The 18,753-nt window shown below is 57.4% G+C and carries 21 protein-coding genes; 8 read left to right on the forward strand and 13 right to left on the reverse strand.

The annotated features are described in order from the left end of the window. Positions 1 to 39: 39 nt before the first annotated feature. The 4 genes from E1180_RS09560 (at position 40) to E1180_RS09575 (ending at position 3,635) form a co-directional block, all read left to right on the forward strand. The gene (locus tag E1180_RS09560; protein WP_155190953.1) at positions 40 to 702 is read left to right on the forward strand and encodes an O-methyltransferase; all 663 of its coding nucleotides are present in this window, start codon (positions 40 to 42) and stop codon (positions 700 to 702) included. 72 nt (positions 703 to 774) lie between these two features. Next, on the forward strand, positions 775 to 1,800 hold the full coding sequence (locus E1180_RS09565) for an ABC transporter permease (RefSeq protein ID WP_283404661.1): 1,026 nt from the start codon (positions 775 to 777) through the stop codon (positions 1,798 to 1,800). After that, complete coding sequence (locus E1180_RS09570; RefSeq protein WP_155190955.1) at positions 1,797 to 2,978, forward strand: ABC transporter permease; 1,182 nt, start codon at positions 1,797 to 1,799, stop codon at positions 2,976 to 2,978. The genes E1180_RS09565 and E1180_RS09570 overlap by 4 nt, the downstream gene beginning before the upstream one ends. A gap of 66 nt (positions 2,979 to 3,044) precedes the next feature. Beyond that, positions 3,045 to 3,635, forward strand: coding sequence for a class I SAM-dependent methyltransferase (locus tag E1180_RS09575; protein ID WP_155190956.1), 591 nt, complete (start codon positions 3,045 to 3,047; stop codon positions 3,633 to 3,635). Between the two features lie 195 nt (positions 3,636 to 3,830). On the opposite strand, the gene E1180_RS09580 is transcribed toward E1180_RS09575, so the two are convergent. Together E1180_RS09580 and E1180_RS09585 are read right to left on the reverse strand one after the other, a co-directional pair. Continuing rightward, positions 3,831 to 4,148 (reverse strand): hypothetical protein, encoded by a 318-nt coding sequence (locus E1180_RS09580; RefSeq protein ID WP_155190957.1) that lies wholly within the window; start codon positions 4,146 to 4,148, stop codon positions 3,831 to 3,833. Positions 4,149 to 4,297: 149 nt separating this feature from the next. Then, entirely contained in the window at positions 4,298 to 4,600 is a 303-nt protein-coding gene (locus tag E1180_RS09585; protein ID WP_155190958.1) for a hypothetical protein, read from the reverse strand. A 498-nt stretch (positions 4,601 to 5,098) separates the two neighbouring features. Between E1180_RS09585 and E1180_RS09590 the strand changes: the two genes are divergently transcribed. Then, entirely contained in the window at positions 5,099 to 5,812 is a 714-nt protein-coding gene (locus E1180_RS09590) for an outer membrane protein (protein ID WP_196220571.1), read from the forward strand. 134 nt (positions 5,813 to 5,946) lie between these two features. After that, the gene (locus E1180_RS09595; protein WP_155190960.1) at positions 5,947 to 6,507 is read left to right on the forward strand and encodes a hypothetical protein; all 561 of its coding nucleotides are present in this window, start codon (positions 5,947 to 5,949) and stop codon (positions 6,505 to 6,507) included. Positions 6,508 to 6,528: 21 nt separating this feature from the next. Here the strand turns inward: E1180_RS09595 and E1180_RS09600 are convergent, their stop codons facing one another. Genes E1180_RS09600 through nthA form a run of 4 tightly spaced genes read right to left on the reverse strand, consistent with a single transcriptional unit; the run spans position 6,529 to position 8,644 of the window. Then, positions 6,529 to 6,981, reverse strand: a complete 453-nt coding sequence (locus E1180_RS09600; RefSeq protein WP_155190961.1) for a methyltransferase family protein — start codon at positions 6,979 to 6,981, stop codon at positions 6,529 to 6,531. A 7-nt stretch (positions 6,982 to 6,988) separates the two neighbouring features. Beyond that, positions 6,989 to 7,369 carry a nitrile hydratase accessory protein gene (locus tag E1180_RS09605; protein WP_341873554.1) on the reverse strand — a complete coding sequence of 127 codons (381 nt, stop codon included), beginning with the start codon at positions 7,367 to 7,369 and terminating at the stop codon, positions 6,989 to 6,991. Next, positions 7,347 to 8,015 (reverse strand): nitrile hydratase subunit beta, encoded by a 669-nt coding sequence (nthB, locus tag E1180_RS09610; protein WP_155190963.1) that lies wholly within the window; start codon positions 8,013 to 8,015, stop codon positions 7,347 to 7,349. Before nthB ends, E1180_RS09605 begins: the two co-directional genes overlap by 23 nt. Next, positions 8,012 to 8,644 carry a nitrile hydratase subunit alpha gene (gene nthA, locus E1180_RS09615; protein ID WP_155190964.1) on the reverse strand — a complete coding sequence of 211 codons (633 nt, stop codon included), beginning with the start codon at positions 8,642 to 8,644 and terminating at the stop codon, positions 8,012 to 8,014. Before nthA ends, nthB begins: the two co-directional genes overlap by 4 nt. A 273-nt stretch (positions 8,645 to 8,917) precedes the next feature. Between nthA and E1180_RS09620 the strand changes: the two genes are divergently transcribed. After that, on the forward strand, positions 8,918 to 9,415 hold the full coding sequence (locus E1180_RS09620) for a peptide-methionine (S)-S-oxide reductase (RefSeq protein ID WP_208997046.1): 498 nt from the start codon (positions 8,918 to 8,920) through the stop codon (positions 9,413 to 9,415). Between the two features lie 87 nt (positions 9,416 to 9,502). Here the strand turns inward: E1180_RS09620 and E1180_RS09625 are convergent, their stop codons facing one another. From E1180_RS09625 to E1180_RS09655, 7 genes are all read right to left on the reverse strand, one after another. Beyond that, entirely contained in the window at positions 9,503 to 9,781 is a 279-nt protein-coding gene (locus E1180_RS09625; protein ID WP_155190965.1) for a hypothetical protein, read from the reverse strand. Beyond that, on the reverse strand, positions 9,774 to 10,271 hold the full coding sequence (locus E1180_RS09630) for a hypothetical protein (RefSeq protein ID WP_155190966.1): 498 nt from the start codon (positions 10,269 to 10,271) through the stop codon (positions 9,774 to 9,776). Before E1180_RS09630 ends, E1180_RS09625 begins: the two co-directional genes overlap by 8 nt. Positions 10,272 to 10,405: 134 nt before the next feature. Then, complete coding sequence (locus E1180_RS09635; RefSeq protein WP_155190967.1) at positions 10,406 to 11,167, reverse strand: polysaccharide deacetylase family protein; 762 nt, start codon at positions 11,165 to 11,167, stop codon at positions 10,406 to 10,408. After that, positions 11,167 to 12,318, reverse strand: coding sequence for a glycosyltransferase family protein (locus E1180_RS09640; protein WP_155190968.1), 1,152 nt, complete (start codon positions 12,316 to 12,318; stop codon positions 11,167 to 11,169). Before E1180_RS09640 ends, E1180_RS09635 begins: the two co-directional genes overlap by 1 nt. A 1-nt stretch (position 12,319) precedes the next feature. After that, on the reverse strand, positions 12,320 to 13,441 hold the full coding sequence (locus tag E1180_RS09645; RefSeq protein ID WP_155190969.1) for a glycosyltransferase family 4 protein: 1,122 nt from the start codon (positions 13,439 to 13,441) through the stop codon (positions 12,320 to 12,322). A 19-nt stretch (positions 13,442 to 13,460) separates the two neighbouring features. Further along, positions 13,461 to 14,681, reverse strand: a complete 1,221-nt coding sequence (locus E1180_RS09650; protein WP_155190970.1) for a glycosyltransferase family 4 protein — start codon at positions 14,679 to 14,681, stop codon at positions 13,461 to 13,463. 38 nt (positions 14,682 to 14,719) lie between these two features. Beyond that, the gene (locus tag E1180_RS09655) at positions 14,720 to 15,934 is read right to left on the reverse strand and encodes a glycosyltransferase family protein (RefSeq protein ID WP_155190971.1); all 1,215 of its coding nucleotides are present in this window, start codon (positions 15,932 to 15,934) and stop codon (positions 14,720 to 14,722) included. 231 nt (positions 15,935 to 16,165) lie between these two features. Between E1180_RS09655 and E1180_RS09660 the strand changes: the two genes are divergently transcribed. Continuing rightward, positions 16,166 to 18,748, forward strand: coding sequence for an ABC transporter transmembrane domain-containing protein (locus tag E1180_RS09660; RefSeq protein ID WP_155190972.1), 2,583 nt, complete (start codon positions 16,166 to 16,168; stop codon positions 18,746 to 18,748). The last annotated feature ends 5 nt before the right edge of the window (positions 18,749 to 18,753 follow it).

Raw genomic sequence — 18,753 nt, forward strand, 5'->3', positions numbered from 1 at the left:
GATAGACCCGCCACATCCTCACTACCTCAAGGAGCTTGAATGGCCGACCGGCTTCAGATCACGGAAGACCTCATCGACTATGTGTGTGAATACGGAACCCGGGAAACCGGGCCCCTGGCACAGCTGCGGCAAAAGACGCAAAGCCTGCCCGAAGCGGACATGCGGGTGCCGCAGGAACAGGGGCAGTTGCTGCATTTCCTCCTGAAGACATTGAATGCCCGCAAGGTGATGGAGCTGGGGGTCTTCACCGGTTACAGCACCCTTTGGATGGCCTCGGCCTTGCCGGAAGATGGCAGGGTTGTTGCAATTGAAAAACGCGAGACATGGAAGGACATCGCTGAAGCGTCCTGGGAAGAGGCCGGGGTGCGCGGCAAGATCGATTTCCGGATCGGGCGCGCAGAAAAGATCATTGCCGGTTTGCTGGAGAATGGCGAGGCGGGGAGCTACGACCTTGTTTTTGTCGACGCGGACAAGAAAAGCTACACGCGCTACTATGAACTCGCGCTGGAGCTGCTGCGTCCCGGTGGCATCATGGTTTTCGACAATATGCTGAGGCTGGGCGACGTGATCGATCCGTCCGTGAGCGACCCGGCGGTCGACGACATTCGCGAGTTGAACGAAAAACTCCGCCAAGACCCGAGAGTGATCATTTCCATGCTTCCGTTTTCCGACGGACTGACATTGGTGCTCAAAACGTCATAAGATTGAACGAAAATACGTGCGTGCGCCGGGGCAGAAACGCCCTTAGCGGCTGCGGGGCAAAGGGGAACCAGGGTGCTCTATTATATTCTGCGCCGGCTCTTGCTGATGATACCGACATTGCTTGTCATCAGTCTGTTGATTTTCTTCATCATCGAGCTGCCGACCGGTGACTATATTACCAATCAGATCGCGGCCTTGCGGGCTATTGGTGAAGAAGCGTCGATTGCCAAGCTTGAGTTCCTGCGCAAGGAGTTTTCCCTCGATAAGCCTTTTTTCGAACGGTACCTGATCTGGATCGGGCTTTGGCCTGGCCCCCATGGCCTGGATGGTCTTATCCAGGGGAACTGGGGCTGGTCCTTTGAATTCGACAAGCCGGTTGAGCAGGTTGTCGGCCCTACCTTGCCGCTGACGATCGTGCTGAACTTTGCAACGATCCTGTTCGTCTACATTGTTTCCTTCCCGATCGGCATCTATTCGGCGACGCGCCAATACTCCTGGGGTGATTACGGGTTCACGCTGCTGGGCTATATCGGTCTCGCAACGCCGAACTTCCTGCTGGCGCTGCTCCTGCTTTACGGGTTCAACCGGTGGTTCGGCATGTCAATCGGCGGGCTGATGGACCCGCAATACATCGATCAGCCCTGGAGCGTTGACAAGATGCTCTCGGTTCTTGCCCACCTCATCGTGCCGACAATCGTGATCGGGACATCGGGAACGGCCGCCATGATCCGGCGGCTCAGGGCCAACCTTCTTGATGAGCTGCACAAGCAATATGTGACCACCGGCCGGGCCAAGGGGCTCAAGGAAAACCAGCTTCTGGTCAAGTATCCCCTGCGCATGGCGATCAATCCGTTCATCGCCGACATCGGCAACCTTATCCCGTCTCTTGTGTCCGGATCGGTGATCGTGTCCGTGGTGATGAGCTTGCCGACTGTCGGGCCGGTCTTGTTGTCGGCGCTACAGTCCCAGGACCAGTTCCTCTCCGGGTTCATTCTGCTGTTCGTTGCAGTGCTCACGCTGATCGGGATGTTGATTTCCGATCTGCTTTTGGCCGTTCTGGATCCAAGGATCCGGCTCGGCGGGAGGGCCGCGTCATGAGCCAGGATCTCAAGGATCAGACGCCAGCCCGCGTGGTCGAACACTATGTCGATCCGACCCCGTTCAATCCGGCTGTGGCCGAAGATCTGACGCCGGAACAGGAAAGATATTACCAGGCGTCCCAATGGAAGATCATGTGGTGGAAGTTCAAGCGCCACAAGCCGGCCGTGTGGTCTGCCTATATCCTCCTGATTTTCTACCTGTGCGTTCCCTTCGCGGAGGTGATCGCGCCCTATGACGCCAACAGCCGCAACGCGGATTATCTCTATGCTCCGCCGCAGCGCGTGCACTTGTTCCATGAGGGCAGTTTCGTCGGCCCCTTCGTCTATGGAATGTCGTCGGAGATCGATCTGGAAACCGTGCAATGGGTATTCACCGAAGACCGGTCTGATGTTCAAAGGATCCGCTTCTTCTGCCGCGGCGAGGAGTACAAGTTCTGGGGGCTGTTTGACGCTGACTTCCACCTGTTCTGCCCGGCTGAAGGCGGTGCCCTTTATCTCCTGGGCACGGACCGGCTCGGTCGGGATCAGCTTTCAGGACTTGTTTACGGGGCGCGGCTGTCCCTGACGGTCGGTCTGGTCGGGGTGACGATTTCCATCGTTCTCGGGCTCTTTTTCGGCGGCATCGCCGGTTACTTCGGCGGCATTCTCGACAATCTGATCCAGCGCTTGATCGAGATCATGAGATCCTTGCCGGAACTGCCCTTGTGGATGGCACTGTCGGCAGCGCTTCCGGTCACATGGGGACCGGTGTCTATTTATTTCGGCCTGACCATCATCCTTGGGCTCCTAGACTGGCCGGGCCTTGCGCGCGCCGTGCGTTCAAAGCTTCTGTCGCTTCGGGAGGAGGAATACGCCAAGGCGGCCGTCCTTATGGGCGCAAAGCCTCAGCGCGTCATCACACGTCACTTGCTGCCCGGCTTTACGAGCCACATCATCGCCTCGGCGACCTTGTCGATCCCGGCCATGATCCTCGGCGAAACGGCGCTGTCGTTCCTGAACCTGGGACTTCGTCGGCCCGCCGTTTCCTGGGGCGTTCTTTTGAACGAAGCCCAGGATATCACGATTGTGACCATCTATCCCTGGCTGATGGCACCCGTGATCCCGATCATCATTGTGGTTCTGGCGTTCAATTTCCTTGGCGATGGTTTGCGTGACGCGGCAGATCCCTATAAGTGATGCAGCTGAAACCGCGACCTTTACCGGCGGGCCGTTCTGGCCCGCCTTTGACTTTAGGAAATCGAAATGTCGAAAAACGCCACAACCGCCGAAGGCTGGGACGAGGAATACGAAGCCGGGCGCTGGGCCTTTTTGCGTTCGCTTCCCGAAAGCGGCCGCTATGGCATCATCGGCATGTGGCTCAATCTGACGCAAGCCATGGACGAGGTCCTTGATATTGGCTGCGGTGAAGGCCTTTTGTACGAACGGCTTCAGCCGATGGGCGTTAAGAAATATGTCGGCATGGACCTGTCCCCGGCCTCCCTTCAGATCGCCAATGTCGACCCGGCCAGTGCCAGCCTGCGGGCGGGTGACATGCACACGTTCGAGCCGCAGCCGGGGGAAACGTTCTCCGCGATTGTGTTCAACGAAGTGCTCCATTTTGCAGAAGATCCGGCAAGCGTTGTCGCCCGCTACCGGCCATTCCTGAAGCAAAATGGCGTTATCGCCCTGTCGATGTATGCGCCGAAACGGCCTGAATCGGGTGCCAACAAGCTGATCAATGCGCTCTGGGCAGCAACGGATGATGAAAGCCAATGGGAAGTCCTGGACGACTATCGTCTGGTTTCCGACAAAAAGGGCGTCACCTGGCGGATGCGTCTGGTCAAACCCGTCTGAGAAATACTGGGATATAGCCAGTAGAAGGGCCGCGGACCGCATTCCGCGGCCCTTTTTCAGTGAGCGGCACGTGCAGTAAAAGGTCCAGGCCGCGCCTGCCTTGTTGTGTGCGGTCGTTCAAAGCAGTTCGGGACATGTGCCGGACGTGAGATTGGTATAAGCAGACAGGCCCATTTTTAGCACCAACTCTGAAAGTCAGTTGAGCGGCTTTTTGGATCCGCCCGTATTTCCGGCGTCCGGAAACAGATCTGCCAAACCTTCCAGATAGGCGGGATCTTCCGTGTCGAGTGCAGTCTGGTTCAGTCGGTAAGGGATGACCGAGACACCGCCCTCCGTATCATCCACCACCTTGAAGCCGATGAGCGCGATGACGTTTTCAGGCAGTCCGATGGATCGCAGATGCATCTTGGGATCCGCGATGAAGGTTGCGCGAAAGGCCAGATCCATCCGCGCCCGGGCAAGCAGTCTGCCCAGGTCCTCGATGTTTTTCTTGTAATAGGGAAACCGGGCCATGGCACGCTCAAGATCAGTGGGTGATAAATCGGACCCGATTTACCGCCCAAACCTGATCGATAGTCGGGGTTTCGAGCATCTTCGGGTTTTCCTTACTGAGCGCCCGATGCTCTCGGGGTGGGCCGGCTGTGTGCCGGCCCTTTGGCTGGTCAAGTTACCGGTTCGTCCGGTTGCTCCGAATACATGCACAGGCCCAGTGCCAGTAATCCCAGTTCTTCAAAATATGCAGCGTCATCGGCAGCAACACGGCTTTGGTCAATATGGGCGGGGATGACCAGGTGCACCATGTCGGCGGTATCCGCATACACCGTTGCGTTTGTGTGAATGCCCATGTCAGCCAAAACACTTTGCGGATTGGCGGCCAGCTCAGTCCGTGAGGCCTCGTTCTGGATCATGGCGCCGATCTGTTTTCCTGTTGTCCGTTTGGCAGCGGAAGAATTCTGTACCGACATCGTCTTTCTCCTGATCGTGTTTTTCTTCTTGAGCCGGGTGGACCCGGTTCAGGGTTAAGCCGTGTCGCGTTTCAGGTGACTGAAGCGGGCACGTGGGCAAAGCCGCATGAGGCGCTGGGGAGCCTGACTGCATGGGCGTTTGTCTTGACTAAAGACGTGGGGCTTTCGGGCGGGCCGCACAAGACCATGACAAATAATTAATGGCGGTTAAGTTAATGAAACCCGTCAAGTAAGGGCCGGGAGTAAATCATGTGGTCAGGCGCGGCCGCACCATCGGTTTCGCGCTGATTAAGCCGAAAATGGAGAAGGCATTTATACAGTAAAATATGCAAAAAGATCCAGTCATATATGCCTTTAGGGAAGGTAATTTCAGTTTCTGTCAGTAGTAATTGTGCATATGGGATTTTGATATTTGCTGGATTGATTCTTGAGTCTAAGAGACGGGGTGTGTGTATCGGAATTATCCGTAAAAATTGTAGAGAATACTGGAAGCCAGGAATGTTTAAGAAAAGTAAGGGCGTCATCCTTGCCATTTTTTCTTCAGCGTTGGTGATGGGCGGACAAGCGGCCGCCTCTGATCATCTGCTATCGCGAATTTACGCAAAAGTTGAAGGAGGGGCATCTATCTCATCCCAGACCGAAGCGACGGTGACGGGGACCCTGAGAGAAATGGCCCTTGAAAAGGACACGCTTGGAACCGGTAGAAGTGTCGGGGCCGGTTTGGGGATGGTTTTCAATGATTACCTGCGTGCGGACGTCATGTTCAATTACCGGACCGGTTTTGAACTGGACACACCCTTGGCAGACTTTCCCAGCACGGATCCAATCACCGGTGATATCAGCAGCTACGGAGTGATGGCGAGCATCTACTGGGATATCGCGACCCTCCAGGCCGGCGGGATTTCCATTTCGCCTTTTTTGAATGCAGGCGCTGGCCTTGCGGTCAACAAGGTCGATTCCGTGACGGTGCAAGAGGTGATGCCGATCGAGTTTGAAGGCGATACCACGACCAACTTTGCCTGGCATGTTGGTGCCGGGCTCGGGATTGGCCTTACCGAAAATCTGACGCTCGATACCAGTTATCGCTACTCGGACCTTGGTGACTTCAAGTCTGGAAAAAATGCCAAGAATTTTGCAGGAGCTCTTGAAGAACCCTTTAAGGGGGATCTGTCGACACATGAGCTGATGGTGGGTTTGCGTTACAGCTTCTAGGGGACGGCTTCGCCTGTTCTTCCATTTGCTGCGGCTCTAGGGGCTGCAATGAAATCGCGCAAATTTCACGCCCTCAATTCACAGAGCCTGGGTATGCGCGTCCTTCCGGTCAGAGATGGCCGGGAGGTTTGGCAATGAGTTTGGTTGATATCCTGAAAGCGCAATCCGTTTGGACCTATGACATCATGGCGGCCACGGCGGATCTGGGGGAGATGATCCGCGAGGATGCGCTGACAAGCGTCAACCTTGCACAGGTTCAGAGCATGGCCAATCAGCAGGGGATCGCGCTCGGGACGACCAGCCTGCAAGGGGCTAAACTGGAGGCCGAGTTCGGCGGAGACTGGATCTGGAACTATGACGGTGCGACCTTGCTGGTCCAGGCCAAGAAGCTCGATGCGATCAAGGGGCAGAACTTTGCGTCCTACACGATCAACATCGATCAGTTGAAAATACTGATGACCAACTGCACCGACGGCTATTTCTCCGATGCCAAGGCCATCCCGCTCTACGTGTTCTACAACACCTTTATCGATGACGATCACAAGGACGATGTGGGCTGCATCATGATCCATGCCAAGACGCTCTGGACATGGCTTTGCACGAATGGCCAGAGCGATCAGAAAACAGCTACCGTCTCCCCAACCCAGATGAAAACCGCCGGTGCTGGCCCCTGGTGGCAAATCTTCTCAAGTTGATTGCACCAGAGTCTGCCGATGTCAGATCCAGCGCCGGACTCTTGCGCAATAGGCGTCATAGTCAGCGCCGAACAAGGACCGCAGACTGGTCTCCTCCGGTTTGATCTGGAATTCCGTCAAATACCAGACAAAGGCGGGCAGAACGGCGAGTGCGGTTAACGTGCCCCAGTAAAGGGCCAGCGCTGTCAGGAGCAGGGCCATGCCGAGATACATCGGGTTACGGGTGTAGCGGTAGAACCCGGAGGTCACGAGGTGGCTTGCCGTTTCCGGCGAAAGCGGGTTGATGGTCGTTTTCTGGCGGACAAAGCCCAGGACCGAATACCCATCCAGAACCAGCCCTGCGGCGGCGAAAACAGCCGCAACAGCCCATTGGCCGGGAAAGGTGAGTGTGAGGGCCGGCAGCAAAACCGTTCCGCCATAAAGCAGACCGGCGGCGCACAGCGCGATGATGGGGGGCGGCAGTTTCAAATGCATGCGGCGGTCATTCCGTTGTCTTGGGACCTGGTGTCTTGCCGAAGAGCTCAATCGGCTCCCCGTGCGGGGTTGCCTTGGCCGCCCGGTCCCAGGCCTCTTGTGTCTCTTGAAGGACGTTCTTGGCTGCCACACCCTTATCGCTCAGCAGCGCTTCAAAGGCTGCCAGCCAATGGCCGTAATAACCAGTTTCATCCTGTGTCCCGGTTCCGGGCTTGGCCAGTTCCGCGCCAAGGGCGCGCGTCCACTCTGCCCAGGTAAAGGCGCCCGCTTGATGCGCCTGAAGGGTCATGGCAAAAACACGTGCTTGCCAGGGTTCTGAAAAAACCGGCGCACCCTTATCATCCAGGTCGAGGCCGGGAAGGGCGTCAAAGTTTGCTGGCAAGTTCAAGATAGGGCTCCCAAAGGTCAATGCGCACGACAAGATCCCGGTCGGTGCCGGGCCCCCAAAGATCCGGCCCTTCAAACGCAACGCCATAGAGCCAGGCGGGCTGATCCCCTTTTCCATGGGCATTTGCATCGGGGAAGACATGAACGCCGTGAATTGCCTCGATCTGTCCGACAGTATCCCGCGCATAGCCGGGCAGGCGGGTATGGTGTTCCGGGTTCAGCCGCTTGGTGTGAACATGATCGCCAACGCGGAAACGCGGCGGCTGTGCGGCCGGCCTGTCAACGGGTGCGCCCTTGGCAAGAACCTCCGGGACGCTTTCAGCCGCCAGAACTCGGTTCACCGGTTTGGCAGGTTCCAGCGCCGTGCCTGTGCGCAGTTCTTCTGCGGTCACCAAGCCGTACTGAACGACGAGTTTTTCAAGGCCCTTGGTCCAGATTTCATAGTAGCTGGAGGCTAGATACTCCGCAGGCGGCAGGCTTTCGCGGGCAAAGCGGGAGGCATCGAGCGTCCAGGTGCCGGTCGCGCCCATCGCGAGGGTGATCGCGAAGGCACGTTCTTCCCATTTTGCGTGAAAATTGGGCTCACCGGGTTCCAGCGCGATTGGGCCGTGCCCCATTTGCCCGCCGAGATCCTGCGCGCCGTTCATGAGGTTGTCTCCAGTTCGGCGGGTCGGCGGGCAAGGCCGGTTCCAATCATGCTGTCGCGCGTTACAAGCTGGCAAAGGCTTGATTCCGGCCAGTCCGTAGTGCCTTCGGGCCGTTTCGGGATGACAAGATAGCGGATTTCGGCGGTCGAATCCCAAACCCGGATTTTCTTGGCTTGCGGAAGCTCGACACCGAACTCCTTCAAGACGCCGCGCGGATCGCGCACGGCCCGGGACCGGTAGGGCGCGGACTTATACCAGACCGGCGGCAGCCCCAGCACGGTCCACGGATAGCAGGAACACAAGGTGCAAACGACCATGTTGTGGGTCTCGTCCGTGTTCTCGACGGCGACCATGTGTTCGCCCTGGCGGCCGGTGAAGCCGAGTTCGGCAATTGCGGCCGTGGCATCTTCCAGCAGCCGTGCCCGGTAGTCCCGGTCCAACCAGGCGCGCGCGACAACCTGTGCACCATTGCGGGGCCCGATCCTTGTTTCATATGTCTCGATCAACTCATCGAGCGCGGGCGGGTCGATATAGCCCTTTTCGGTGAGGATGGTTTCAAGGGCACGGACCCGCAATTCGGTATCGGACAAGCTGGAATGGCTGTGATCGTGATCATGGTCATCTGACATGGCGCCCTCCCGCTTGGTTAGAGCATCGGGCGTTTTTTTGAAACGCCCAAAGATGCTCGACCAATGCACAATCGATCAGCTTCGGGAGGCAAATCGATCCTGATTTACCGCCCGCTGATCTAGTTGGATGGTAGTGTGCACGGGCGGCGCGGCCAAGCGCGACCTAGGAGTTTTTTGAAGAATTTGCCTTGGGGGAATCCTGGAGAAGCCATTTTAGGTTTTAAAGTGGCTCAGGCACACTGTGCCCTTGGTCCTTTTCGATGGAGGTGACCGGTGAAACTTGGTTTGGGCGGCGGCTGCCATTGGTGCACCGAAGCTGTTTTTCAGATGATTGCCGGAATATTGAAGGTCGATCAGGGGTTCATTCAAGCCGATCCGCCCAACCATGGCTGGTCGGAAGCTGTTGTCGTGACGTTTGACCCGGTGGCCTTGCCGCCGGAAATTCTGATCGAAATACACCTGCGCACCCACGCCTCTACCTCGCGCCACAAGATGCGCGGCAAGTACAGGAGTGCTGTCTATGTCTATGACGCTGCGACCGGTGTGAAGGTCGGGCGGATCTTGCGCGAGCTGCAGAAACAGTTTTCAGAACCGCTTGTGACCGAGGTCTTGTCTCTTGCGGCTTTCAAGCCCTCGGGCAGCCAGTTTCAGAATTACTACCTGAAGGGCCCGGACCGGCCTTTCTGCAAAACCTACATCGACCCGAAGCTTGCACTTTTGCGGCGAGAATACGGGCGCGTTTTAAAGGACAAAGTTGAAGCCGCTGAGTGACACCCGATCCAGGAAAGCCATAAACCTGAGACAGAATGAGGCACCGTCCGGCGCCTCCTGCGATGAACCGGAAAGCCGGTTCCGCAATCAGTCAAGGGTGACGTTATATTCGGCTTTAAGGGCCGTGACCTTATCCTGATTTTCGGCCATCCAGCTGTTGAAATCCTCAACCAAACCCGGCTTCGTGGTGGTGCTGAGATAGTAGAAATCGCGGGTATGCTTCAGGTCCGGATCAAATTGGAGGTTGTTCGCCTCACCCATCTCGCTCAGCTGGTGCTGGATCACGGACACATTGGCGTAAGCAGCATCGATTCTGCCGGCGACAGCTTGTTTGATTAAGCCATCAAGTGCGCCGAGTTCAGACAATTCGACAGCCCCGGATTGAGTCTCGTCCAGACCACGCCCATGGCGTAAAACCGCGCACGGTGCCGAGTTTTTTAACTGAGGTCATCCCTTTTCCGACGTTCTCCGGCTTAACAGAAACACCGTCGATATACTCAACAACAGGTTTGGAATAAGTGACCTCTGTTGAGGCTTTGAGGTCAGACGACCAGTAAGCATTGTCCGGATACTTCAGGTCGATCCCGCCTTCAACCAGCATTGTCATCAGCCGTTTGATCGGAAATGCCTTGTAGGTGACAGAATGCCCGCGATCACTGGCCCAGCTATCGAGCAGGGCACGTCCGAAGCCCGCATACTCGCCGCCTTCGAACGTGTAATGCGGGTAGTAAGTCAGGTCTTCAACACCAATTAGGATTTCATCGGCACTGGCAGCGATAGGATAGGCCAAAAGCGTGGCCGCCAGTAGGCCTGGGGCAAGGCGGTTGGCTTTTGGGATAGGTCTGAGAAGCAACATGAAACCTCCGTAGGGATCCTATGATCCTTTGATCACCCCCTCAGTTTTGCTGCTTCCATGACCACAGCATGACAATGCGGGGCGAATGGACTTGAGGGTTAAGAAAGGCTTGAAAGCCTTAAGGGTCCCATGACCTAAAGGTCAAACAATCTCGACGGGTTTGGCCACTCCGCGCCCTTGTGGTGGGCGGCAATAGTGAAGAACGTTTCCAGGAACTCCCAGCACCCCTCATCATGGACAAGATGATGGGTCAGAATTCCGATAGGTTCCGGACCGGTGTTCCGCCTGCGTGTCAATTGCAGATCAAAGCGCAGACGAGCGCTCTCCCAGCCGATAAACCGGACCTGCTTTTTCCACTTGATGATATCGATGTGGCTCTGGAGCTGATGCGCGCGCGGGAAATTGTGAAATGTGAAGGACGACAGTCCGGGCAGTTCGATTTCCGGCAGGCGCCGGGAGACTTCCGGTGCAATCCGGTTCCAGGGCGGGACCATTGCCGGGATGAATTTCTTCCCAAACAACGCCTCTAGCCGGTCTTTGCCCTGACCGAGTTCGCCCATCAGCTCTTCCAGGTCGCGCCGGGAGCCGAGTTCAGCAGCCTTTTCGCCGAGATCTTTGCGCTGAAAGTTCTTGTGCTGCCAGCCATGCTGAAGAACATGGGCATAAGGTTCATCTGCCAGCCGCATGGCGAGCGTTTCCGTTGCGTTTTTTGGAATGACGGCCAGTGCCAGATGAACCTTGTTGGAATTGGCCAGCAGCAGCATTTTTTCAAGCGCCGGGGTTGGCTCAATCGCATCGTCATCACGCCACCAGAACCGCACCTTGCGCCCGCGCTCTGCAAACCAGTCTAGGTGGCCAGTCAACTCGTTTTTAAAGCGGTCGGCATCAGCAGCCATTAGAAGCGATCCTTCAAATCAGCCAACAAAATCTCAGCGCTCCGCTGGGCACCGCCGAGTTGGACCTGGTGCGGGCTGAGCTCCAGCGAAAGTGCGTCATCGATCCTGGCGGCAAGTCTGGCAGGGGTCAGGCCGGCTTCGCTGACAACGACAGCGCGGCCATGACGCGCCAAGGCTTCGGCGCGCTGGGTTTGTTCGGTTTCATCGGCCTGGGCAAACGGGACGAACACGGCCGGTAAGCCTGCGGTCAAAACGTCCAAAACCGTGTTGTAGCCAGCCTGGCTGACCGACAGGCGGGCCCGTTTCAAAAGGTCTGGGAAATCCCGGCGCGCACGTTCCACGATCAGTCCGGCGGGCGCCATTTGCCGGTAGCGCTGAAACGCGTCTTCGCCAACATCATGCCCGACAAGCAGACGCCAGATCGTGCCGCCGGCCTTGTGCGATAGCGAGCGGGCATTGAGCGCCGCCTCGATCAAAGGGGCGGCGACCGCACCGCCGCCACAGGAAATGATGAGTTCGTCCCGGCCGTCATCCCCTTGCGCTGCCGGGCGGGCCTCAGGTCCGACATAGCCGGTGTACCGGACGAGCGGCTCGACGCGGTCAGCGAAGGGAAAACTGTCGGAAAGCTGGATGAAGTCAGGATCGGAATGAACAAGGATGCGATCGTAAAAGCGCAGCGCCTGGTCCGCCATCCACTTCTCTTTCCAGGCCTCCTTCTTCCGAACAAGAATGTCCCGGATGGATGTCGCGATCAAAGGAGGTTTGGGGTTTTTCTTCGCAGCTTCCAGAAGCGGGGTGAGCTCAAAATCCAGCTGCCGCCGCCCGAATGGGTAGGTTTCCGTGAGCAATAAATCGTAATCACCGGACGAGAAGGCTTGAATCGATGCTTTAACGCGCGCGGATTTCCATGTCTCGTCAATGGGTTCATTGTCTAAAGTGACAAGGGACTTGAAGGTGGCGTCCGCACTTTTGCAGGCCGGGAGCTCAACTATGTCAAGCGGACCTGTGTCCAGAGTTGGCGGAATTTTGTTCCCGGTTGCCAGCGTGACGGCGGCGCCTTTGGCGGCCAACGCTTTGCCAATGGCAGCAGCGCGCACCACATGCCCGGTGCCGAGCAGATGTTGCACATGAATGAAGGCCTTGACCGTCATGTCAGCCCCTGGTTGTCCGGTTGGCATAGTGCGCGCAGGCCCGGTCTACAAAATCGGTCAGTCGTGAGGCTCCGGCCGACAGCGTATGGTGTTCTGCAATATGGGCCCGCGCGGCCTGACCCATGGCGTCAGCCAGCTCCGGTTGGTCAATGACATGAAGCAGGTTGGCGGCAAAGTCATCAGCATTTCCTTCCGCCGACAGCAGCCCGGTCTTGCCGTGCGCAACGATGTCCGGCACGCCAAAGGTGTCTCCTGCAATTACGCCAATACCCGCCGCCTGGGCTTCCAGGAAAACGAGCCCGAAAGCTTCGCGGATTGCCGGCCAGACTAGGAGGTCATGGCTTGCGTAGTGTGATGGCAGCGCTTCCGGCGGCAAAGCCCCGAGCCACGTGATCCGTTCCGGCGGGAAGAGGGGTAAAATCCGGTCCCGGTTCGGACCATCGCCGATAATCGTCAGATGCCAGGGCCGGTCTTTTAGAAGCGACAAGGCTTGTGCGAGAACCTCGTAGGACCGGGTCTTGTCGCCCTCCCTCATCATTCCGACCGCCAGCAAACTCAACGGGCTGTGGGCCAGCGGTTTGGCGATATGGCTTGCCGATTGAAAGGGAGCCGTCTCCAGGAACGGCAGAAGAACGGACAGGCGTTCTGCTGGAACCACATCGGCAAGGCACTCAGCATCGGCTCTGTGGATCGCCGCAACCGCATCCGCGCGCGCAAGAGCGGCATCGGCCGCGGCAAACCCTATGGCCCAATCGCCATTTTGCCGTTTCGGTGCCCGGCTGGCTTCTATCACGGCATAGGGGAGGCCGAACCGGTCTGCCAGCGCAGGCCCAATCCAGTCTGGAGCCTTGTGATAAAGGTGGTAAGTCAGGAAAAGATCCGGACGGTAGCCGGTCTCGGTCCAATTCCGGACGATATGTTCCGCCTCTTCCAAAGCCGCTTCCCGGATGGCCGCCTGCTCCGCTTCACTTCCATTTTTGCGCCATGCACGGAAGCTGCTGGCCGTGATGACGTTATGTCCGGCCTTTTCCAAGGCGGCGACAATCAGGCGGCCCATGGTGCGGTCACCCGATGGAACCGGGTGGTCAAGCGGCTTCATCGGCGCGGTAAAGGCGATTTTCATGAGGGTTTCCAGCCTTTGGTCACAATACCTTGCGCAGTTTTGCCGCCAGCCGGTCAAGACCAGGATCTGTCGAGAAGTGCGAACGGACACGGTCTGCACCGGCAAGACCGAGCCTTGAGCGCTTTTGCGGATCGCTTATCAGATCCGCCAAAGCTGCGGCCAGCTGATCCGGTGCGCCGGGCGCCGTCAAGACCCCGGTTTCCCCGTCATGAATGAGCTCCGGAATTGCCGAGACGCGGGTTGAGAGACAGCACAGACCCATGGATTGTGCTTCCATGAGGACATTCGGCAGCCCGTCGCGGTCACCGCTCTTGGCAAGTTTGGAAGGGAGCACAAACAAATCCGACGTCCGGCAAGCTTCGATCACCGCTTCACGGGGCTGCGCGCCCCGCCAGGTTATGTGCTTTGAAAGCCCGAGGCGTTCTGCTTGGGCTTTCAGCGTCTCAGCCATGTCGCCGCCGCCGATATGGGTGAAGTGCCAATTCAGCCCTTGCGGCAGGCTGCTGAACGCCTTCAGAAGATCGTCATAGCCCTTCTTCTCGACGGCGCGCCCGACAGACACGATCCGGACAGGCTCATCACGGCCGTCGCGGGCCGGATTGTTGGCAGAGGGTTTGGGAAAGCCGGAAAAATCAAGTCCGTGATAAAGAAGCTCAACCTTGCCGGGAGACGACGACAGGGAATTCAGATGATCTGCGTTCACCTTGGTGCAGGTCACGCCCCAGGCAGCATCATCGATCTTGGTTTTCAGGTCCCAGTCCGGGCTGGTCCAGATGTCCTTGGCATGGGCGGAAAATGACCATCCGCGCCCGCTCAGATGAGCCGCGTAGCGCGCTGCCGAACAGGGCGTGTGAAGGTAATGGGTATAAATCCAGCGCACATCTTCGGGAAGTTCGTGCGCAAAGACACAGCCTTGCGCCCATCGTCTCTGGCGGTCCGCATTGGATTGGCGGGCAAAGTCGGCATCGAACAGTGCCTTCGCGCCGGCGTATGTTGGCTGCGCTTCTGCCCAGCGTTTGGCACGGTTTACACGTGCCGGATCGTCTTTCACGTATTCCGGCAGATACATCACCTCTGCTTTGATTTGCCGGTGCAGATCGTGAATGTAAGGATCATAGGGTTTGCGGAGGGCAACGATGAGGATGTCGATCCCGCGTTGCTCGAGCCCGAGCATCTCCTGGGCGATAAAGGTTTCGGACAGGCGCGGATAGCCTTTTACGACAACGGCGATGCGGGACATGGTGACCTTGATGGGAAAAAGGGAAACAGCAGCAAAGGCTAAAAATTGACCAGTTTCTTGCCCGACCCGTAACGGAAATCGAAAATCTTGCTCACACGGCTGCTGATGATATCGAGACCGTCCATCAAATTGCCGATCCCCGCCTCCGACGGAGCCGGCATTTGCGGCAGGTCCGACAGCGCGTCCGCCATGAGTTGCGGATCCGGATACCGGTCGATTGGAAGTACCTTAAGAAGGCCGCTGCTTTCTGCCCGTTCCGCGCGTATGGCCTGCTCCCGGCGCGGGACGACACGGGGCACCATGAGCGTCGGCTTGTCGAAGGACAGGATCTCACAAAAGGTATTGTAGCCGCCCATGGCAACGATGGCCTTGGCACCGGCAAGATAGGGCTCGATCTGCGGGGTGAAGCGGATAACCTCAACGTCGCGCAGGTTCTCCGCGCGGTCCGTGAAGTTGGCAGCAGCTGCTGCTGGCATGAATGGCCCAAGCACAATCAAGGCCGGAAACAGCGGTTTGGTGCGGGTTTCATAGGCCCGCATGACCCAATCGACCATTTCGACGCCGTCGCCGCCGCCGCCCGGCGTCACGAGGATGTAGGGATCGTCTTCGAACGGTGCCGGAATGGGCGTGTCCTTCAGGGAGGCGGGAAGGTCCCGGCGCAGATAGCCTGTGTAGCGCATCTTCGGTTCGACACCCTCCGGCAGGGGGATGTTTTCCAGCGGGTCACAGATGTCCTTCGGGCCATAAACCCAGATCTCGTCGTAAAGATCTCGCAGGGCCGGGTAGACATTTTTGCGGTCCCATTCTTCCTTCAAGACATCGGGATCATCCATCACATCGCGTAGACCGAGGACAAGACGGGTATCGGTTTCCTTCAAGGCCTCAAGCGTACCCAGAACCTCGCCGCGCAGCCCAAGCGGTTCCTTGTCGACGATAAAGATGTCCGGATCGAATACCTTGGCGGTGTGTTCGATAATACTGGACCGTACAGCAAGGGTTTCGTCGATGTTTATGTGGAGTGACAGGGGCGTATATTCACCGTTGCGCAGCTTGATCACCCCGGGGATGCGGACAAAATCAACCCGTGAGCGGAACTCGAAACTGCCGATAATAGGCGAACCGGACAGGATCAGCACAGAGAGCGTGTCGAAGTCTCCCACCAGCGCCTGAGCAATTGCCCTGCATCGGCGCAGATGACCCAGGCCGAACGAGTCATGGCTATAGATCAAGATCTTAGGCGTTCTGGAACTCATTATGCCCCTAAATTTGTAATGCGTGCCCGCGGGCCTTATGTCTCAAGTCGCTGGTCTTTGTCACGAACTGATCTGCCTTGACATGGAGTGTACGCGCGGATTGGTTTGGGAAGGGTCCAAAAATGACGCCGGTGGGGATAGATCCTGGCTGGTACATTCAATTCAGATCGGTATTATACTCAAAATGTTCGGTTTGCACATATTTGATCCAGCCATTGTCCGGATGATCTGATGGAAAAAAGTCTTTTCGGCTTCATCTGGAGGTACAGCGCCCGGCATCAGATCTACATCCTTTTGATAACGGTTCTGACCTATCCGGTGGTCTATTTCCTGCTGGAACTGCCGAAACTGATTGTCAACGATGCGGTGCAGGGGGACGGTTTTCCCAGAATCGTTTTTGGTTTCGACTTCGACCAGATCCCCTATCTGGTTCTTCTATGCTGCATTTTTCTCGGGCTTGTTGTCGTCTCTAACGGCCTGAAATTCTATCTGAATGTCTACAAGGGCCGTCTGGGCGAGAGCATGTTGCGCCGCTTGCGGTTCGAGCTGTTCCAGCGTGTTTTGCGATTCCGTTTGCCCCATTTCCGGAAGGTGAGCTCGGGCGAGATCATTCCGATGATCACCTCGGAAGTGGAAGACGTTGGCGGCTTTATCGGCGAAGCGTTCGCCCTTCCGGCCTATCAGGGCGGCATGTTGCTTGTGCAGCTCGGCTTTATTTTCATGCAGGACCCCTTGTTGGGACTGGCGGCTGTGGCGGCCTATCCGGTCCAGGGCTATGTCATTCCGATGCTGCAGAAGAAAGTCATCCGCCTTTCGCGCCAGCGGGTGAAGAACATCCGGGTGATTGCGGACAAGGTCGGCGAAAGCATCAACGGTGTTGCAGAGATCCACGCCAATGATGCCGCAGCCTGGCATTCTGCCGATATCTCCGACCGGCTCTATGAAAACTTCAAGATCCGCTATGAGATTTTCAACCGCAAATTCCTGATCAAGTTCGTGAACAATTTCATGAACCAGTTGACGCCTTTCTTCTTCTATCTGATCGGCGGGTATCTGGTGATTGAGGGCGACTTGAGCATGGGTGCGCTTTTGGCCGTGATTGCCGCCTACAAGGATCTTGCCGGCCCTTGGAAAGAGCTGTTGTCCTACTATCAGATGACGGCTGATGTTGGCGTCAAATATCAGACTGTTGTCGAAAACTTCGACCCAATTGATATCCGTGAAACCGAGCAGCTGACGTCCGATGATGCCGTTGTTCTGGACGGTGATCTTACGTTTGAGAATGTCAGCTTCTCCGGCGGCGCGGCCGGCCAGGAACTTCTGGACGTATCACTCACGGTTCCAGCGGGTACGATGAGCGCAGTGGTCGGGCCCGATGGGTCGGGACGGACGGAATTGATGCAGCTGGCCGCCGGGCTTGTGGCGCCATCATCGGGCAAAGTCAAAATCGGCGCGCATGAACTGGACCGCCTGACCGATTCCACGCTTGGCCGGGAAATCGCCTATGTGGGAGGCGCGGTCCACGTTTGGACCGGAACGATCCGCGACAATCTCTATTACGGTCTGCGCCACCGGCCGCTGACCGAGCCAGAGCGGGAAGGAGAGGCGCTGAAGGAATACAAGCGCCGCGTGAACGAGGCCAAGCAGACGAAAAATCCGCTCTATGATCTGGAAGCCGAATGGGAAGACCTGGAGCTTGCAGGCGTTTCCGACCTTTCGGGCCTGGATTACAAGGCCTTGTCGCTCTTGGAGGCGGTCGGGCTCGACAATGACATTTACCGTCTCGGCTTGCAGTCCAGGTTCGACCCGTCGATGAATGACGAGTTTGCCGGTGAGATCCTGAGGGTCCGGAAAACACTGGCCGAGCGCATCGAAAACGAACCGGCGCTGGGCGGTTTGGTGGAGCGTTGGAACCTGGGCACGTTCAATGCCAGCGCGAGCCTTGCGGAAAATCTCTTCTTCGCCGTTCCGTCTGATCCTGAAATCACCATGGACGAAGTGCCGGAGCTTCCTGAAGTCAAGGCTTTCCTCGCCGATACCGGTTTCGACAAGGAACTGCAGAATATCGGTATCAAGATCGCTGAGACCATGCTGGAACTCTTCTCAAACGTTTCCGGCGACAGCGGTTTGCTGGGGGCCTATTCGTTCATTACCCAGGATGAATTGCCAGAATTCGACCGGATCGTGCGGATTGCCAAGTCCGGGCAGCAGCGGCCGGGCTTGACTGATGCCGACCGGACGCGCCTGACTGCGCTTGCCTTCAAACTCGTTCCGGCCCGCCATCGCCTGGGCGTCATGACCGACGATCTCAGGGACGACGTAATTGCAGCCCGCAAGAAGTTCCTGGATACCGTGGTCAAATCTTCGGAGAGCTTTGTCGCATTTGATCCGAACGTCTATCTGCCGCCGCTCACCATCGAAGACAATCTTCTGTTCGGCAGGGCAAGGGTCGACCGCCGTGACGCGCGCCGCCGGATTGACGATGTAATCCGTTCGATCGTCGAAGAGACCGGTTTGAGGCAGGCGATTATCTATGCCGGCGGCGACTACCACGTTGGCGTGGCAGGCTCCAAATTGTCGGCAAGCCAGCGGCGCCGGATTGCGCTCGTGCGCGGACTTCTGAAGAATTCGAAATTCACCATCATCGACGACATTGCCACGGGAATGACCGAGGAAGACCGCGCGCTGCGCGCGAGCCTCAAGGATGTCCTTTCCGGCAAAACCTATCTCTATGGAACATCAAATGCTGAGATAGCGTCCGAGTTCGACCATACGGTCGTTCTCGACCAGGGGCGCATATCGGAGAAGGGGTGATGGGA

Source organism: Roseibium denhamense, from assembly GCF_009711415.1.
GTDB classification, from domain to species: domain Bacteria; phylum Pseudomonadota; class Alphaproteobacteria; order Rhizobiales; family Stappiaceae; genus Roseibium; species Roseibium denhamense.

Bases quoted from the DNA above. Each gene is read 5' to 3' on its own strand.
- E1180_RS09595 (WP_155190960.1), top strand. From the start codon at position 5,947: ATGAGTTTGGTTGATATCCTGAAAGCGCAATCCGTTTGGACCTATGAC.
- E1180_RS09560 (WP_155190953.1), top strand. From the start codon at position 40: ATGGCCGACCGGCTTCAGATCACGGAAGACCTCATCGACTATGTGTGT.
- E1180_RS09600 (WP_155190961.1), bottom strand. From the start codon at position 6,981: ATGCATTTGAAACTGCCGCCCCCCATCATCGCGCTGTGCGCCGCCGGT.
- E1180_RS09575 (WP_155190956.1), top strand. From the start codon at position 3,045: ATGTCGAAAAACGCCACAACCGCCGAAGGCTGGGACGAGGAATACGAA.
- E1180_RS09585 (WP_155190958.1), bottom strand. From the start codon at position 4,600: ATGTCGGTACAGAATTCTTCCGCTGCCAAACGGACAACAGGAAAACAG.
- E1180_RS09570 (WP_155190955.1), top strand. From the start codon at position 1,797: ATGAGCCAGGATCTCAAGGATCAGACGCCAGCCCGCGTGGTCGAACAC.
- E1180_RS09580 (WP_155190957.1), bottom strand. From the start codon at position 4,148: ATGGCCCGGTTTCCCTATTACAAGAAAAACATCGAGGACCTGGGCAGA.
- E1180_RS09635 (WP_155190967.1), bottom strand. From the start codon at position 11,167: ATGGCTGCTGATGCCGACCGCTTTAAAAACGAGTTGACTGGCCACCTA.
- E1180_RS09660 (WP_155190972.1), top strand. From the start codon at position 16,166: ATGGAAAAAAGTCTTTTCGGCTTCATCTGGAGGTACAGCGCCCGGCAT.
- E1180_RS09655 (WP_155190971.1), bottom strand. From the start codon at position 15,934: ATGAGTTCCAGAACGCCTAAGATCTTGATCTATAGCCATGACTCGTTC.
- E1180_RS09640 (WP_155190968.1), bottom strand. From the start codon at position 12,318: ATGACGGTCAAGGCCTTCATTCATGTGCAACATCTGCTCGGCACCGGG.
- E1180_RS09645 (WP_155190969.1), bottom strand. From the start codon at position 13,441: ATGAAAATCGCCTTTACCGCGCCGATGAAGCCGCTTGACCACCCGGTT.
- nthA (WP_155190964.1), bottom strand. From the start codon at position 8,644: ATGTCAGATGACCATGATCACGATCACAGCCATTCCAGCTTGTCCGAT.
- E1180_RS09650 (WP_155190970.1), bottom strand. From the start codon at position 14,681: ATGTCCCGCATCGCCGTTGTCGTAAAAGGCTATCCGCGCCTGTCCGAA.
- nthB (WP_155190963.1), bottom strand. From the start codon at position 8,015: ATGAACGGCGCGCAGGATCTCGGCGGGCAAATGGGGCACGGCCCAATC.
- E1180_RS09590 (WP_196220571.1), top strand. From the start codon at position 5,099: ATGTTTAAGAAAAGTAAGGGCGTCATCCTTGCCATTTTTTCTTCAGCG.
- E1180_RS09630 (WP_155190966.1), bottom strand. From the start codon at position 10,271: ATGTTGCTTCTCAGACCTATCCCAAAAGCCAACCGCCTTGCCCCAGGC.